General features: G+C 66.0%; 17 protein-coding genes. 13 read left to right on the top strand and 4 right to left on the bottom strand.

Going from position 1 to position 15,833, the window contains the following annotated elements; genetic code table 11:
* The first annotated feature begins 76 nt into the window (after positions 1-76).
* The 11 genes from epd to PA6_RS00825 all read left to right on the top strand — a co-directional run bounded on the left by epd (position 77) and on the right by PA6_RS00825 (position 10,261).
* Positions 77-1,126, top strand: coding sequence for an erythrose-4-phosphate dehydrogenase (gene epd / locus PA6_RS00875; protein ID WP_021698966.1), 1,050 nt, complete (start codon positions 77-79; stop codon positions 1,124-1,126).
* A 23-nt stretch (positions 1,127-1,149) separates the two neighbouring features.
* Positions 1,150-2,310, top strand: coding sequence for a phosphoglycerate kinase (locus PA6_RS00870; protein ID WP_021698965.1), 1,161 nt, complete (start codon positions 1,150-1,152; stop codon positions 2,308-2,310).
* A 127-nt stretch (positions 2,311-2,437) separates the two neighbouring features.
* A complete protein-coding gene (locus PA6_RS00865; protein ID WP_021698964.1) occupies positions 2,438-2,758 on the top strand; it encodes an MliC family protein in 321 nt (106 codons plus the stop codon).
* Positions 2,759-2,901: 143 nt separating this feature from the next.
* Positions 2,902-3,966, top strand: a complete 1,065-nt coding sequence (gene fba / locus PA6_RS00860; protein WP_021698963.1) for a class II fructose-bisphosphate aldolase — start codon at positions 2,902-2,904, stop codon at positions 3,964-3,966.
* Positions 3,967-4,028: 62 nt separating this feature from the next.
* Positions 4,029-4,625 carry a hypothetical protein gene (locus tag PA6_RS00855; protein WP_043216103.1) on the top strand — a complete coding sequence of 199 codons (597 nt, stop codon included), beginning with the start codon at positions 4,029-4,031 and terminating at the stop codon, positions 4,623-4,625.
* Positions 4,622-5,149: a hypothetical protein gene (locus tag PA6_RS00850; protein ID WP_021698961.1), complete on the top strand. Its 528-nt coding sequence runs from the start codon at positions 4,622-4,624 to the stop codon at positions 5,147-5,149. The genes PA6_RS00855 and PA6_RS00850 overlap by 4 nt, the downstream gene beginning before the upstream one ends.
* A 37-nt stretch (positions 5,150-5,186) precedes the next feature.
* Positions 5,187-5,627: a hypothetical protein gene (locus PA6_RS00845; RefSeq protein ID WP_021698960.1), complete on the top strand. Its 441-nt coding sequence runs from the start codon at positions 5,187-5,189 to the stop codon at positions 5,625-5,627.
* 150 nt (positions 5,628-5,777) lie between these two features.
* Positions 5,778-7,772 (top strand): methyl-accepting chemotaxis protein, encoded by a 1,995-nt coding sequence (locus PA6_RS24715; protein ID WP_021698959.1) that lies wholly within the window; start codon positions 5,778-5,780, stop codon positions 7,770-7,772.
* Between the two features lie 65 nt (positions 7,773-7,837).
* Positions 7,838-8,437, top strand: a complete 600-nt coding sequence (locus tag PA6_RS00835; protein ID WP_021698958.1) for an Sbal_3080 family lipoprotein — start codon at positions 7,838-7,840, stop codon at positions 8,435-8,437.
* Between the two features lie 13 nt (positions 8,438-8,450).
* Complete coding sequence (locus tag PA6_RS00830) at positions 8,451-8,948, top strand: M48 metallopeptidase family protein (RefSeq protein ID WP_043216102.1); 498 nt, start codon at positions 8,451-8,453, stop codon at positions 8,946-8,948.
* A 257-nt stretch (positions 8,949-9,205) separates the two neighbouring features.
* Entirely contained in the window at positions 9,206-10,261 is a 1,056-nt protein-coding gene (locus tag PA6_RS00825; protein WP_021698956.1) for a cyclic nucleotide-binding domain-containing protein, read from the top strand.
* Here the strand turns inward: PA6_RS00825 and PA6_RS00820 are convergent, their stop codons facing one another.
* A complete protein-coding gene (locus PA6_RS00820) occupies positions 10,262-10,732 on the bottom strand; it encodes a hypothetical protein (RefSeq protein WP_021698955.1) in 471 nt (156 codons plus the stop codon).
* Positions 10,733-10,828: 96 nt separating this feature from the next.
* On the opposite strand from PA6_RS00820, the gene PA6_RS00815 reads away from it, so the two are divergent.
* Positions 10,829-11,605, top strand: a complete 777-nt coding sequence (locus PA6_RS00815) for a substrate-binding periplasmic protein (RefSeq protein ID WP_021698954.1) — start codon at positions 10,829-10,831, stop codon at positions 11,603-11,605.
* On the opposite strand, the gene PA6_RS00810 is transcribed toward PA6_RS00815, so the two are convergent.
* Positions 11,586-12,431 carry a hypothetical protein gene (locus tag PA6_RS00810; RefSeq protein ID WP_021698953.1) on the bottom strand — a complete coding sequence of 282 codons (846 nt, stop codon included), beginning with the start codon at positions 12,429-12,431 and terminating at the stop codon, positions 11,586-11,588. The genes PA6_RS00815 and PA6_RS00810 overlap by 20 nt on opposite strands.
* Positions 12,432-12,525: 94 nt before the next feature.
* Entirely contained in the window at positions 12,526-12,984 is a 459-nt protein-coding gene (locus PA6_RS00805; protein WP_021698952.1) for a GNAT family N-acetyltransferase, read from the bottom strand.
* Between the two features lie 97 nt (positions 12,985-13,081).
* Between PA6_RS00805 and PA6_RS00800 the strand changes: the two genes are divergently transcribed.
* A complete protein-coding gene (locus PA6_RS00800) occupies positions 13,082-13,936 on the top strand; it encodes an HDOD domain-containing protein (protein WP_239068341.1) in 855 nt (284 codons plus the stop codon).
* A gap of 13 nt (positions 13,937-13,949) precedes the next feature.
* On the opposite strand, the gene PA6_RS00795 is transcribed toward PA6_RS00800, so the two are convergent.
* The gene (locus PA6_RS00795; RefSeq protein ID WP_021698950.1) at positions 13,950-15,728 is read right to left on the bottom strand and encodes a diguanylate cyclase; all 1,779 of its coding nucleotides are present in this window, start codon (positions 15,726-15,728) and stop codon (positions 13,950-13,952) included.
* Positions 15,729-15,833 lie beyond the last annotated feature (105 nt).

The raw sequence follows: 15,833 nt of genomic DNA, 5'->3' as shown, positions 1-15,833 counted from the left end.
GCGTTGCTGGCGACCCTCTCCCCATCCCTCTCCCATGAATGGGAGAGGGGGCACACCGCAGACGCCGAGAGAACCCATGCCCAACGCCCGCCCCTACAAAGTCGCCCTCAACGGCTACGGCCGTATCGGTCGCTGCGTGCTGCGCGCCTTGCACGAGCGCGGCGCGGCGGCGGGCTTTGAGATCGTGGCGCTGAACGACCTGGCCGACCAGGCCAGCATCGAATACCTGACCCGCTTCGACTCCACCCACGGCCGCTTCCCCGGCCAGGTGCAGGTCGACGGTGATTGCCTGCACATCAATGGCGACTGCGTGAAGGTGCTGCGCCAGAGCGAGCCTGAAGGCATCGACTGGGCCGCGCTGGGCATCGACCTGCTGCTGGAATGCTCCGGCGTGTACCACAGCCGTGCCGATGGCGAGCGCTTCCTCAGGGCCGGCGCGCCGCGGGTGCTGTTCTCCCAGCCGATGGCCAGCGAAGCGGACATCGATGCCACCGTGGTGTTCGGGGTCAACCAGCAACGCCTGAGCGGCGCGGAAAAGCTGGTGTCGAATGCGTCCTGCACCACCAATTGCGCGGTGCCGCTGCTCAAATTGCTCAACGAGACGCTGGGCATCGAGTACGTCTCGATCACCACCATCCACTCGGCCATGAACGACCAGCCGGTGATCGACGCCTACCATCACGAAGACCTGCGCCGCACGCGCTCGGCCTTCCAGTCGGTGATTCCGGTGTCCACCGGCCTGGCGCGGGGTATCGAGCGCCTGCTGCCGGAACTCGCCGGGCGCGTGCAGGCCAAGGCCATCCGCGTGCCGACGGTGAACGTGTCCTGCCTCGACATCACCTTGCAGGTTGCGCGTGACACCAGTGCCGCCGAGATCAATGCCTTGCTGCGTCAAGCCGCCGAAGCCGGTCCGTTGCAGGGCCTGCTGGCCTACACCGAGCTGCCGCATGCCAGCTGCGATTTCAACCATGATGCCCATTCCGCCATCGTCGACGGCAGCCAGACCCGGGTCTCCGGCCCGCGCCTGGTCAACCTGCTGGCCTGGTTCGACAACGAATGGGGCTTTGCCAACCGTATGCTCGACGTCGCGGAACACTTCCTCGCCGTTGCCTATTCCTCCAAGTAACCAGCCCCCGTGAAGGACTGACCATGACCGTTCTGAAGATGACCGATCTCGACCTCGCCGGTAAGCGCGTGCTGATCCGCGAAGACCTCAACGTGCCGGTGAAGGACGGCGTGGTGAAGAGCGACGCGCGCATCCTCGCCTCCCTGCCGACCATCAAGCTGGCCCTGGAGAAGGGCGCGGCGGTGATGGTCTGCTCGCACCTGGGCCGCCCGACCGAAGGCGAGTTCTCCGAGGAGAACAGCCTGGCGCCGGTCGCTGCCTACCTGAGCAAGGCCCTGGGCCGCGACGTGCCGCTGGTCAAGGACTACCTGGGCGGCGTCGAGGTGAAAGCCGGCGACATCGTCCTGTTCGAGAACGTGCGCTTCAACAAGGGCGAGAAGAAGAACAGTGATGAGCTGGCCCAGCAGTACGCCGCGCTGTGCGACGTGTTCGTCATGGACGCCTTCGGCACCGCTCACCGCGCCGAGGGCTCGACCCACGGCGTGGCCAAGTTCGCCAAGGTCGCCGCTGCCGGCCCGCTGCTCGCCGCCGAGCTGGACGCCCTGGGCAAGGCCCTGGGCAATCCGCAGCGCCCGATGGCCGCCATCGTCGCCGGCTCCAAGGTGTCGACCAAGCTCGACGTGCTGAACAGCCTGAGCCAGATCTGCGACCAGCTGATCGTCGGCGGCGGCATTGCCAACACCTTCCTCGCTGCAGCCGGGCACAAGGTCGGCAAGTCGCTGTACGAGGCCGATCTGGTCGACACCGCCAAGGCCATCGCCGCCAAGGTCAGCGTGCCGCTGCCGGTCGACGTGGTGGTGGCCAAGGCCTTCGCCGAAGACGCCGAGGCGACCGTGAAAGCCATCGCCGACGTTGCCGACGACGACATGATCCTCGACATCGGCCCGCAGACCGCCGCGCAGTTCGCCGAGCTGCTGAAGTCGTCCAAGACCATCCTGTGGAACGGCCCGGTCGGCGTGTTCGAGTTCGACCAGTTCGGCAACGGCACCAAGGTGCTGGCCCAGGCCATCGCCGAAAGCCCGGCGTTCTCCATCGCCGGTGGTGGCGACACCCTGGCCGCGATCGACAAGTACGGCGTGGGCGAGCAGATTTCCTACATCTCCACCGGCGGCGGTGCCTTCCTCGAATTCGTCGAGGGTAAGGTTCTGCCGGCCGTGGAAGTGCTGGAACAGCGCGCCAAATAACCCCCTCTCCCGTTTACGGGAGAGGGTTGGGGAGAGGGTTGGGGAGAGGGCGGTGGACTGCACCCTCTCCCCCAGCCCCTCTCCCACGCGTGGGAGAGGGGGAGAAAAGGCCAACCGGAGAACCACGATGCTGAAACAAGCAAGCTGCACCCTGGCCCTGGTCGCCCTGCTGGGTGGCTGTGCCAGTCAGCCGCCGAGCGACGAGTGGACCCGCTGGGTCTGTGATAGCCAGGCCGAAGTGCTGTGGCGTCTTGCCGACGCCGATGGTGAGAGCGTGGACTTGCGCCTGGGCGGCGACGATATCGTCCACCGCCTGGTGCGGGAGCCGTCCGGCTCCGGTGTGCTGTACAGCGATGGTGTGCTGGCCTTTCACACCAAGGGCGAGGAAGGCCTGGTGTACCGGGTGGCCGACGACGACCTGATCGGTCGCGGCTGCCGCGCTCGCTAGCGGCAAAGCATTTGCATGACCCCGCGCTCAGGCTGTGCGCGGGTTGGGACGGCGGGCTGGCCCGACGTCCGGAGACTTGAACCAGGCCCGCCCGTGGGGCAGGCTTGCACGATTAACGACCCATTCCGGGAGAAAGGAACACCATGGCACTTATCAGCATGCGCCAGATGCTCGACCACGCCGCCGAATTCGGCTACGGCGTGCCGGCCTTCAACGTCAACAACCTCGAGCAGATGCGCGCGATCATGGAAGCGGCCGACAAGACCGATTCCCCGGTGATCGTCCAGGCTTCCGCCGGCGCCCGCAAATACGCCGGTGCGCCCTTCCTGCGCCACCTGATCCTGGCCGCCATCGAAGAATTCCCGCATATCCCGGTGTGCATGCACCAGGACCACGGCACCAGCCCGGACGTGTGCCAGCGCTCGATCCAGCTGGGCTTCAGCTCGGTGATGATGGACGGTTCGCTGAAGGAAGACGGCAAGACCCCGGCCGACTACGACTACAACGTCCGCGTGACCCAGCAGACCGTGGCGTTCGCCCACGCCTGCGGCGTGTCCGTGGAAGGCGAGCTGGGCTGCCTGGGCAGCCTGGAAACCGGCATGGCCGGTGAAGAAGACGGCGTTGGCGCCGAAGGCGTACTGGACCACAGCCAGCTGCTGACCGATCCGGAAGAGGCCGCGGCCTTCGTCAAGGCCACCCAGGTCGATGCCCTGGCCATCGCCATCGGCACCAGCCACGGCGCCTACAAGTTCACCAAGCCGCCTACCGGCGACGTGCTCTCCATCGAGCGCATCAAGGAAATCCACAAACGCATCCCCAACACCCACCTGGTGATGCACGGCTCCTCCTCGGTACCGCAGGAGTGGCTGAAGGTGATCAACGAGTTCGGCGGCGACATCAAGGAAACCTACGGCGTGCCGGTCGAGGAAATCGTCGAGGGCATCAAGCACGGCGTGCGCAAGGTCAACATCGACACCGACCTGCGTCTGGCCTCCACCGGTGCCATCCGCCGCATGATGGCCGAGCACCCGAGCGAGTTCGACCCGCGCAAGTTCTTCGCCAAGACCATCGTCGCCATGCGTGACATCTGCATCGCCCGCTACGAAGCCTTCGGCACCGCCGGTAACGCCTCCAAGATCAAGCCGATCTCCCTGGAAGGCATGTACCAGCGCTACGCCAGTGGCGAGCTGGCAGCCAAGGTCAACTAAGCCGTCATGCTGGACCCGAAAGCCCCGCAATGCGGGGCTTTCCTTTATAGAGATGGGATTTGATGCAGCTGATCGAATGGATTCGACGCCGCAGGCGCGAACGCACGCGCGTGCTGTTTATCGCGCAGACTATGGGCGAGTCGCCGGAAACGGCCGCACTGACCTGGATGACACGCCGTGCCCTGTTTGGCTCCACGGCGACGCTCTTGCAGATCGCCGGCGTGATCCCGCTGATCCTCACCTTGCTGAAGTTTTGCCTTGAGTTCCCCAGCCTTGGTTACTGGTCGCAAATGCTGGTGATCATGGGAAGTCTGGTCATGAGCTTCTGGTTTCTGCTGCGCTATCGGGAAGTCTGGGTGCTGACGCTGGCCGCTCTCTATCTGACCTTTGCCGTCGTTCTGCTGGACTTTGCGGTGGCCAATCTGCGAACTCCGCAGACGCTGCTGGCGCCTGTGGTGGATCGTGACTGCTATACGCTGCCTCGCGGCCGGACTCTGGATATACCCAAACAGCGGTGTGAACAGGAGGTTCAGCTGGGCCGCTACAGCCACTGGATCGATGTCACCGACACGGGGCTCTGGATGAGCGACGAGCTTGCCGTCGAGCTGCGTCGTGGCTTTCTGGGGTTGACCTACCCGCGCCTGGGGACGTCGCCATGATCACCTTCATGCTGCTGTGGGGGGCTCTGGCTGCAGTGCTGATCGGCTGGACCAACCAGCGTGGCCACTATCTGCTGGACAGGCACAGCCGTGGCCTGCAGGCCCGGCTGGGCGATCCTGTGCGCAGCCTGCTCTCGGCCGAGCGGCAGGCGCTCACTCAGCGTTTTCATCTGGCCTTTCAGGAGGAGATGGCGGTCTACCGACTGACCTGTAAAGTGGCGGTGGCAGGCTGGCACAAGCCGCTCTTTCTGCTGCAGCCCTATTATTTGGAAGGCCGCTTGCTGGTTGGCCTGCCTGAAAGCCTATACGGCTGCGCAGAGCCTCTGCTGGAGAATCAGGTGGAGCTGGTGCTCAATCCCCATCAGGGGGCTCCACATGCCTTCGTGGTCAGCCTCAACGGAGTATCGCTACTGTGCGACTGCGAGGCGCGTGCCGCTGGAATATCCTTGCCGCCGGCGTCCAGGCGGCCAAGGGTTGAGCTGCAGCCTGGCTGTCCGTTCTACGCTGTGGGCGAGACGGACTAGGCGGTGTTTCCCCCTCTTTTTATCCGGGTGCTTCTCGATGCTGTTCCGTTCCTTGTGGGTGCTTTCTTTCCTGCTGCTGGCCGGTTGCGCCAGTCAGGCGCCGAATACCGTGAAGCCTGCCGTGGTTGCCGCGCGGCCGGGCGACCCGCAGCGCTGCATCGAGCGCGCCGACTGCACCACCAAGGTCTCGCGTACCCTGCTGTTCGTCTTCGACTACGCCGCTGCTGGCGGGCAGCTGGTGCAGCGTCAGGATCGGCTGTTGTTTACCCCCGCCGATGCGCCGCCGAGCGACTGGCCGGCGATCTATATCCGCCTGGCCGAACCCGCCGACAGCCGCTTCGACTTCAATGCCGAGTGCCGCTCGGCACGCTGTCGCTACGATGCCCAGCAGTTGCTGCGGGTCTATCGCAGCTACCTGGCAGGCGCGCCCTGTTCGCTGCTGCTGGGCGCGGCCATCGAGTCCTGCACTGCCCGCTAGCGGGCGCTCGTCGGCTCTGCCGACCCTTCCGGCGTACGGCGATCAAGCTGCAGACCGCCCGGTCGATAACCCGGATATGCTGATACCTGCCCCCTCATGGGGCATGGTCGTGCGGCATCCGGCACCGGCAGTCACAGAGCAGGAGTAATCATGGGCTCAATAAAAACAATCCAGGCCCGCTACACCCTCATCTTCATCGCCTTCGTGGCGGTGGTCTTCCTGCTGACCGAGGAGGGCATCCGTCATTTCATCACGCCCAAGCTGAAGGCTTCGGAAGAGCAGCTGGTGCTGGGCAAGGTCAACAAGATCTCCGAGGCCATTCTCTTCGAGCTGGCCAAGGTGGAAGCGCAGTCGCGCAGCATCACCCAGACCATCCCGCTGCTCGACAGCGCCAGCATCGATGTCGTGGTGCCCGGCCTGGTTGACCAGTATGGCGATCCCAAGGTGTTCGGCGGCGGTATCTGGCCGCTGCCGCAGAAGCGCTCCGAGCAGGACAAGCACAGCACCTTCTTCCACCGCGACGCCGCCGGCAAGATGACGGTGAATACCTACTGGAACTCCGCCGAGTCGCTCAACTACTACGAGCAGCCCTGGCACCGCGCCGGCATGCAGGCGCCGCGCGGGCAATGCGCCTGGGCCGCGGCCTACAAGGACGACGCCAGCGCCCAGCCGCGCACCAACTGCGCCATGGCCATCATGAAGGACGGCGCGCCCTTCGGCGTGTCCACCATCGATGTGACCCTGGGCTTCTTCAACCAGTTGGTGGCGGAGAAGGAGCAGGAGATCCAGGGCGAGGTGATGATCGTCGAGCCGGACGGCAAGATCCTCAGCAACCAGGCGCGCATCGGCGGCGAGATCGTGCTGAAGAACGTCGCCGATCTGGCCCGTCAGTCGGTGTTCGTCGGCGAGATCCAGGAAGGCCTGAGCAAGATCGGCCGCGAGACCCTGTACAGGCAGGAGTTCGACAACGACGGCGAGGCCTGGACCTTCTACCTACAGCCGGTCGAGGGTACGCCCTGGCTGCTGGCCGCGGCCTTGCCGACCCGCCTGCTGGTGGAGAACAGCTCCGACGTGCTCAAGACCCTGGCCATCATTCAGCTGCCGCTGGTGGCGCTGCTGGTGCTGCTGATGCTGTTCGCCATTCGCCAGCTGGTACAGCGCCTGCATGTGCTGCGCGGCAACATCGATTCGCTGTCGGCCGGCGATGCCGACCTGACCCGGCGCATCGCGCTGAAAGGTGAGGACGAGATGGATGCGGTCGGCGAGTCGGTCAACCGCTTCATTGCCTACCTGCAGAACATGATCGCCGACGTGACTCAGGCCTCGGCGGTGATCGCCGAGGAGCTGGCGCAGCTGCAGCAGCAGTCGCGGCACAGCAACGAGGTACTGACCCGGCATGCCGCCGAAACCGATCAGGCGGTCACCGCCATCACCGAGATGAGCTCTACCGCCGACACCGTGGCGCAGAGCGCCACCGAGACGGCCAGCTTCACTCGCGATGCCAATGACAAGGCCGAGCAGTCGCGCGTGGTGGTGGCCGAAGCCTCCAACAGCGTGCTGGCCCTGGTCGATGAAGTGGACAGCGCCACGGCGCGGGTCCAGGAGATGCAGCAGGATGCCCAGCGCATCAACGATGTGCTCGGGGTGATCGGCGAGATTGCCGGGCAGACCAACCTGCTGGCGCTCAACGCGGCCATCGAGGCGGCGCGTGCCGGCGAGCAGGGCCGCGGCTTTGCCGTGGTCGCCGACGAGGTGCGTGCCCTGGCCGGGCGTACCCAGCAGAGCACCTCGGAAATCAACGACATGCTCAGCAAGCTGCAGCAGGGCGTGAGCTCGGCCGTGCAGGCCATGGAGAAGACCAAGGCCAGCTGCCAGGCGACGGCCGACAAGACCTCGCGGGTCAACGTCGGGCTCGACGACATGGCCTCCTCGGTCGGGCGCATCCACGACCTTAGCGCGCAGATCGCCACCGCGGCCGAGGAGCAGAGCGCGGTGACCGAGGAGATCAACCAGAACATGGTCGCCATCCGCCACATGGTCGATGACCTGGTCGCCAGCGGCCAGCAGACCGACAGGAGCACCGATGCCCTGCTGGCCTCCAACCGTCGCCTGGTGGAGCTGGTCAACCGCTTCAAGGTGCGCTGAACAAGTTGGCATCCATGGCCTCGGTAGATGGCAAAATGCATCCTCCGATGCCATGGAGAGTCCCAATGCACATGCTGTCTATCCGTACCTTCCCGTTGATCGCCATCCTGTCCGTAGTCGCGATGGGTGGATGCACTTCGGTACAGGTCGACCCGTTGGTGAGTGCGCCACACCTGATGTGCATCAAGCACAATCCCAAGGTCATGGTGAGCGATTTCGTTCCTGTGCTGCAGCAGGGCTTTTCTCGACACGGTATAGACACCCGACTTTATGAGGGAGCGATCCCTCGTGCCGAGTGTTCATACTTGGTGACATACAGTGCCCGCAGAAGCTGGGACTTCATGCCTTATCTATCGCAGGCGGACATACAGATCCTCGGGCCGGATCGTCGCAAGTTGGCTTCCGCGGAATATCACCTTCGAGCAAAAGGTGGTTTTTCCATGATGAAGTGGCAGGGAACGGAAACGAAGATGAGGCCGGTGATTGACCAGTTGCTTGCCGGCGTTGAGGTCGCCCCGAAGTCTCCGGTGGTCGAGGCGGAAACACCCGCGAGTAACACCTCGCTCAGTTATGAGGAGCGCCTATCTATGCTCGAAAAAGAGCAGTTGCCGTACGAAGAGTACATGCGACGATTCAAGGCTTTGAATCAGGAGTTTGGCCGCTAGGGGGCTACTTCCCGTGACAGCCTTCAAATACCTTCAGGGCTATCCGCCGCACCTGCAGCAGCAGGTGATGCAGATGGTCGCCGAGGACCGTCTGGGCGATTACCTGGCCAGGCGCTACCCCAACCGCCACCAGGTACAGAGCGACAAGGCCCTGTACGGCTACACCGTGGAGCTGAAGCAGGAGTACCTGCGCAGCGCGCCGGCCATCGACAAGGTGCTGTACGACAATCGCCTCGACCTGACCCATCGCGCACTCGGCCTGCACACGGCGGTATCGCGGGTGCAGGGCGGCAAGCTCAAGGCGAAGAAGGAGATTCGCGTGGCCGCGCTGTTCAAGGAGGCGGCGCCGGAGTTCCTCAACATGATCGTGGTGCACGAGCTGGCCCACCTGAAGGAGGCCGAGCACAACAAGGCCTTCTACAAGCTGTGCCAGTACATGCTGCCGGATTACCACCAGCTGGAATTCGACCTGCGCCTGTACCTGACCTGGCGCGACCTGCAGGGCGCCTGAAGGCGCTGGACGAAAACCGTACAGCGCGGTGCAGGGCACGCCGCGCCTGCGCTGCATGGACTGTTCCCCGGCTTATCCACAGAGTCATCCCCGGTTTATGTGCGCAACCTTTTGAATCCAATAGGTATTGATCCGTGGCGCGGGTAATCCGACCAGCGTCCGTACCGGGCAGATGGCGAAACGCTATGGTTAAGGCAGGCCCCGGCAAAGGAGCGCCCTCATCGCGCAAGGCCGCGTTCTCTCGCGGAGGTTCGATCATGAGCACTGCACCTACCCAGCTGACCTGCGAACAGTTGAGCAGCTTCAGCCCGATGGATTTCCTCACACCGCACTATCGCCAGCAGCTGCATGCCAGCCTGCAGTACCTGCAATACCCGGCCGGTACCCCGCTGCTGCAACGGGGCGAGCGCTCCGTGGCGCAGTACTACCTGCTGGAGGGGCGCGTCAGCGTGGATGGCGGTAGCGCGGGCAAGCAACACATCGAGGGGGGATCAGCCCAGGCCCACCTGCCGCTGAACCCGGGGCAGAGCAACCCGGCCAGCATCAGGGCCGTCACCGCTGTACGTCTGTTTGCCGTCGAGCATCAGCTGTTGCAGCGTCTGCTGGGCTGGAGCCAGGAGGCGGCCTATCAGGTCAGCAGCCTGGGCGAGCTGCAGGTCGAGGAACAGGAGGACGACTGGCTGGCGCGCTTGCTGGCCACGCCGCTGTTCGGGCGTCTGCCGCCTTCCCATCTGCATGCCCTGCTGGCGCGTTTCGAGTACGTCGAGGCCCGCGCCGGTGAGCGGGTGGTCGGTTACGGCGAGCCGGGCGAGCACTTCTTCGTCCTCAAGCGCGGCCGCGCCCAGGTCAGCCTGCTGGCTGCCTACCGCGACCAGCCGGCGCTGGTGCTGGAGCGTGGCGACTTCTTCGGCGAGGAAGCGCTGGTCAGCGGCGCCGTGCGCTCGGCCAGTGTGATCATGCTGGAGGACGGCGAACTGGCCCGCCTGCACCGTGACGACTTCGTCGAACTGGTGCGCCCGACCCTGATCCCGCGTATCAGCAAGAGCGACCTGCAGCGCCTGGATCGACAGGGGCAGCGTCCGCACCTGCTGCTGGACGTGCGCCTGGCGGCCGAGTATCGCCTCGGCCATCAGCCGGAGAGCCTCAACCTGCCGGTGGCCAACCTGCGTACCCACGCCGACAGCCTGGACCGGGCCACCTGTTACGTGGTCACCCCGGAGGGCGGCATCCGCAGCGAACTGGCCGTGCACCTGCTCAACCAGCTGGGCTTCGACGCGTACCTGCTGGGGGACGAGCAGTCGGCGGCCGCCTGATCACTCGACGCGCAGCACTTCCCAGGCCTGGGTGCCGGCCTGTACCTGGTCACCCGGACCCTGGCCCAGCAGTTGCCGGCCCAGTGGTGCGTGCGGCGTGATCAGGGTGATTTCCTGGCCGTCGTGCTGCAGCTTCAGGCCGGCGCCGTCCGGCCCCAGCAGCAGGCACTGCCGGCCGCCGCCGGCGTGGCCCAGCCAGATCAGCGCACCCAGCTGGATGCCCTGCGTGTCATCGTAGGCCCGCAGTTGCAGGGCCTGCCAGGCCGCCAGGGCGGCGCGAATCTCGGCGGCACGGCGGGCCTGGCCGGCGGCCAGGTAGGAGGCTTCCAGGCCGCGCGTGTCGTACTTGTTCTCGGCCTTGCTTTCCTCGTGGGTGGCAGCCTGGCGGGCGTCTTCGGCGGCCGCGAGCAGCAGCGCCAGATCGTCTGCGAGGCGGCGGCATACCTGTTGCTGGAGAAGGAGTTTGTCCATGTGCGGGGCGTCGGTGGCTGAGGAGGTGCAGGTTATCAGCACGGCGGACGGCGGTCGCGCGCTAGACTGCAGAGGAATTAGGCGAGGTGAGTCGTAATGCGCAGAACCCTCTGGCGCTGTCTGGTCGGCCTGCTTGTGCTGGGGCTGAGCGCTGCTCTGCAGGCCCAGTCGCTGCAGTTCTATACGGAAGAGTATCCGCCGCTGAACTATTCCCGCGATGGCCGCCCGGTGGGCCTGGCGGTCGACCTGGTGCGCGAGTTGTTCGAGCGTACCGGCGATCACGGGCGCATCAGCGTGGTGCCCTGGGCGCGCGGTTATCAGGCGGCGCAGCTCGAGCCGAACACGGCGCTGTTCGTCACCATGCGCACCGCCGAGCGCGAGCGGCTGTTCAAGTGGGTGGGTCCGGTGGTGGTGGCGGTCACCAGTTTCTATGCCCTGCGCGGCTCGGGTATCCGCATCGAGCGCTTCGAGGATGTCACCCGCATCGGCCAGGTGGCCGTGCCGCGCCAGTGGTACAGCTACCAGGCGCTGCAGGCGCGTGGTCTGCCCAATCTGGTCGGTGTGAAGGGCCCGCAGCAGATGATGACCATGCTGCGTCATGGCCGCGTGCCGGTGGTGGTGGCCGACAACGTGACCCTGGAAGACCTGCTGGCCCTGGGTGACCTGCGCCTGCAGGACGTCGAGCCCCTGCACGGCTTTTTGAGCAGCGCCGCCTATATCGCCTTCTCGCCCAGCACCCCGGACAGCGTGATCCTGAACTGGCAGCAGGCGCTGGACTCGATGAAGCGCGACGGCAGCTTTGCCCTGATCTACAGCCGCTGGCTGCCGGGACAGCCCATTCCCGCCGAGCTGCTTACTCCCGCCGGGCGCTGACCGACGCGGCGGCGCGGGCGCGACAGGCCTGGCGCTCGCGCAGGAACTCGGCACGGCTGATGCGCTGGCGGCTGGCCGAGTTGCTCGGCCTGCCGTCCCACTGGCCGAGCTGGACCTGCACCCGGTAGTAGCCCAGCGGGCGTCCCATGCGCAGCGGCTCGGCGCCGGAGCTGGTCAGCTCCAGGTGCTGCTCGCGGGACAGGGGACTGAAGGCGCTGAAACAGTTGTCGTGGATTTCCGCCTCACCATACTGCGGGTTGCTCCAGCGCAGCCCCAGGGTTTCGTGCACTGGCGCAGCCTCGCGCAGGTCCTGGATGTCACCGACCAGGCCCAGTACCGGGCGGTCCGGCATCACCTGTTGCTCTTCGTCCAGCGGGAAATGATAGAGCGGCTGACCATGGATATCGGCGACCACCACCAGGTCGGGCAGGCGGATCTGGTACTCGGTGCGGCCCAGCAGCTTATCCGCAACTTCGACACTGTCCTGGTAATCCCAGCTGTCCCAGTAGCTGACCTCGGGGCGGAAGTGCGCGTAGTCGTTACGCAGCTCGTCCAGATCGGCATAGGCCTCGGGGTAGGCGAAGGCCACGGCGGCATCCACCATCTGCCCGCGATCGGCACGTCCCAGCTGCTGCCAGCTGAAGCCGTACAGCGCGCCCAGCTCCCACAGCAGCACGGCAGCGCAGAGCAGCAGGCTGAGGCCGTAGCGGCGCAGTGCCGGTGCCCAGCCATGACGTAGGGCGCGCAGCGGAAACAGCAGAAACGCGCGAATCAGTACGCTCAGGCAGAACACCGCCAGCAACAGAAAACCCAGTAGATACAGCATGCGCCAACTCCCTTGTGCGGTCGGCGGCAGTCTGCCGGCGGGCTGTGGAGTTTGTGCGCAGGCGCTGTGGAGATTGCGTGTCGAGCGGGCTTGATCAGGCGACTGCGCGGCGCATGCCGATATGCGGAATGTTGTCTTCCAGATAGGGCTCGGTCACCGCGAGGAAACCGTAGCGGCCGTAGTAGCCCTGCAGATGGGCCTGGGCCGAGAGGTAGATCGGCCGTCCCGGCCAGAGCCGGGCGCAGGCCTCGATGGCGTGTTCCATCAGTGCGTGCCCCAGACCGCTGCCGCGTGCGGCGGGAGCCGTCAGCACACGGCCGATCACCACCTCGCCGCCCTGGGTCGAGGGATCGAGCAGGCGCAGGTAGGCCAGCAGCTGTCCGTCCTGGCGGGCCAGCAGGTGGTGGGTGTCGGCGCTCAGGTCCTGGCCATCGACATCCTGGTAGGCACAGTTCTGCTCGACCACGAACACCTGCGAGCGCAGTTCGAGCAGCGCGTAGAGGTCGCGTGTGCTCAGCGCGGAGTGATGCAGTGTGTGCCAGGTAATGGGCATGGCGGCAGTGGCCTCGGCAGATCGCGGAGCGGCGATTGTAGCGCCGCCGGGTTGCCGGGCCACCTACACTGACAGCGGGGACGGGAGGTGCGTGGTGGTGGCCGAGGCGTCGGACTATTCGATCTACCGGCGGGTGGTGTCGCAGTTGATGCAGGGGCAGGAGCAGCTGCCCAGCCTGCCGACGCTGACCCTGGACATCCGCCGGGCGCTGAGCGACGGCCAGGTCGGCGTCGGCGCGCTGGCACGCCTGATCGGGCGTGATCCGGCGCTGGCCGCCTTGCTGATGAAACATGCGTCTTCCGCGCTGTATCGCCACCCGGTGGCGCCGCGCACCCTACAGGACGTGATCGTGCTGCTCGGGGTGGGTGAAGTGGACCGCATCACCATGGTTCACAGCATCAAGAGCCTGTTCACCCTGCACAGCCCGGCGCACAAGCGCCTGTTCATGGAAGTGTGGGAGCGGCTGACGCTCAAGGCCGGGATCTGCGCCATGCTGGCCCGCCTGCTCGGGCATGTGGCGCCGGAGCACGCCCTGCTGGCCAGCCTGCTCAGCGAGGTGGGTACCCTGGTGGTGCTCTCGGCCTTCAAGGACGAGCTGCAGATTCCCTCCGGCGAGCTGTATTACAAGCTGTGCCGCGAGTACAGCAAGTCGCTGGGGGTGATCGTGCTGAAGAAGTGGGCCGTGGACGACGAGTACATCGCGGTGATCCGCGCTGCCGGCAACTGGGACCACCGCGAGGGCCCCGAGCTGTGCCTGATCGATCTGGTCAACCTGGCGCTGTTCCACGCCATCAAGGAGCGCAGTGCGCAGGCCGAACTACCGCTGCTGGTCGAGCTGGCGGCCTACCACAAGCTGCTGCCGCCACTGAACTTCATCGGCGACAACGGTGAGCTGGAACTGCTGGTCAGCCATCGGGCGGATATCCGCGCCATCGCCGAGACCCTGCGCTGAGCCCCGCTGTGGCTCAGTTGTCGAGCATCGCCGCAGCGTCGAAGCAGGCGCGGTTGCGGCCCTCGGCCTTGGCCCGGTACATGGCCATGTCGGCCTGGCGGATCAGGCTGGTGGGGTTGTCGTCGCCATGACTCAGGGCGATACCGATGCTGGCGCCTATGCGGACTTCGCCGCCGGGCGTTTCTATCGGTTGGCCGAGCTGTTCGAGGATGCGCTCGGCAACCTGGCGCGCGTGGTCCGCGGCCGGCAGTGCTTCGCACACCAGGACGAACTCGTCGCCGCCCAGGCGCGCCACCAGATCGCTCTCGCGGGCGCAGGTCTGCAGGCGCAGCGCCACTTCGGCCAGTACCTGGTCACCGAGGGCATGGCCATGCTGGTCGTTGATCGGCTTGAAGCCATCGAGGTCGATCAGCAGCACCGCCAGTGGCTGGCGGTTGCGCAGGGCGCGGCGCAGCGCCATGTTCAGATGCTGCTGCAGGGCATTGCGGTTGGCCAGGCCGGTCAGCGGGTCCTGCATGGCCAGTGCCTGCAGGCGCTGGTTGGCGGCTGCCAGCTCTTCGGTGCGCTCGGCCACCCGCTGCTCCAGCTGGCGCTCCTGCTGTTGCAGGCTCTGCTCGCGCAGGCGCTTGTGCGCGTTGAAGCGCGCCGCCAGGGCGAAGGACAGTAGGATCATTTCCAGCATCGAGCCGATCTGCATGGCGTGCAGGGTGAAGAAGTTGGACGGGATCAGGGCGAAGTTGCGCAGCGCCAGCAGGGCGGCGCCGCACAACAGCATGGTCCAGGCCAGGGCGAAGAAGCCGGCGCCGGGCACGCGGTTCTTTACGCTGACGAAGGCGACGCTGAGCAGCAGGGCGCAGACGCTGACGCCGCTGGCGGACATCAGCTGCAGCGCCTGCTGTACCGGCAGCAGCAGGGTCGCCAGGGCGCAGCAGGAGATCACCAGGAACCACAGGCGCAGCGCGCGATCCCAGCGCGGCAGCCACTGCCGGGTGTCGAGGAAACTGCGCGCGAACAGCAGCGCGATGGCGCCGGCGCCGCTGATGCCGAACGGCAGTGCACGGTTGGTCCACCAGCCGGCCTGGGGCCAGAGGAACTGCGAGCCGAGGCCGTTGAGGCCGAGCAGGCCGACGCAGAAGGTGCCGACGAACAGCACGTAGTAGAGGAAGGGACGCTCGCGCAGGGCGAGGAACAGCAGCAGGTTGTAGCAGCCGAGGGCGATCAGCGCGCCACAGTAGATGGCCTGCACCACGTAGCCGCGGATGCTGTGCTGCTCGTGGTCGGCGCGGCTGTAGAGGGTCGCGCTGAGGGTCATGCTGCCGGCCGAGCTGGCGCGCAGGTAGAGGGTGCGCCGCTCGCCCGGCTGCAGGTGCAGGTCGAACACCGGGGTACGGTTGCCGACACTGCGCTCGGCGTAGGCGACCATGTCGCCGCTGCGGGCCAGGCGCATGCCATCGCTGCCGACATCGAACAGCTGCACCAGGTCCAGCGACGGATAGTCCAGCTCCAGGCGCCAGTCGGTCGCTCGCGGGGCCGCGGACTGGACTTCCAGGCGCAGCCAGATGGCGCCGTCGACATAGCCGAAACCGAGGTCGCGGCGCCCGGCCGTACTCTGGAAGCGCTGCGGCTCGGCGATCAGTTGCTCCAGCTGCAGGCGACCTTCGGGGTCGCTGAGCGACTCGATCTGACCCAGCAACGGCAGGGGCGGCAGGTTTTCCGTCAGCAGCAGAGTCGCACGAGCCGGCACGGCCAGTAGGCAGAGCAGTAACAGCAGGGCGTAGCGACAGCGGTGCATCGGGTTTTCCGCATTCAGGAGTGCCGGCGGGCGGCCACCCGCCAATACTGGCAGAGCGCCAGCGGCGTCGCCAGCATTCTCCGGGCTTTCCTGGCGTCACACGGC

Origin of the sequence: Aquipseudomonas alcaligenes NBRC 14159 (genome assembly GCF_000467105.1) — a bacterium.
GTDB lineage: Bacteria > Pseudomonadota > Gammaproteobacteria > Pseudomonadales > Pseudomonadaceae > Aquipseudomonas > Aquipseudomonas alcaligenes.
This window is presented reverse-complemented; position numbering and strand designations above follow the sequence as displayed.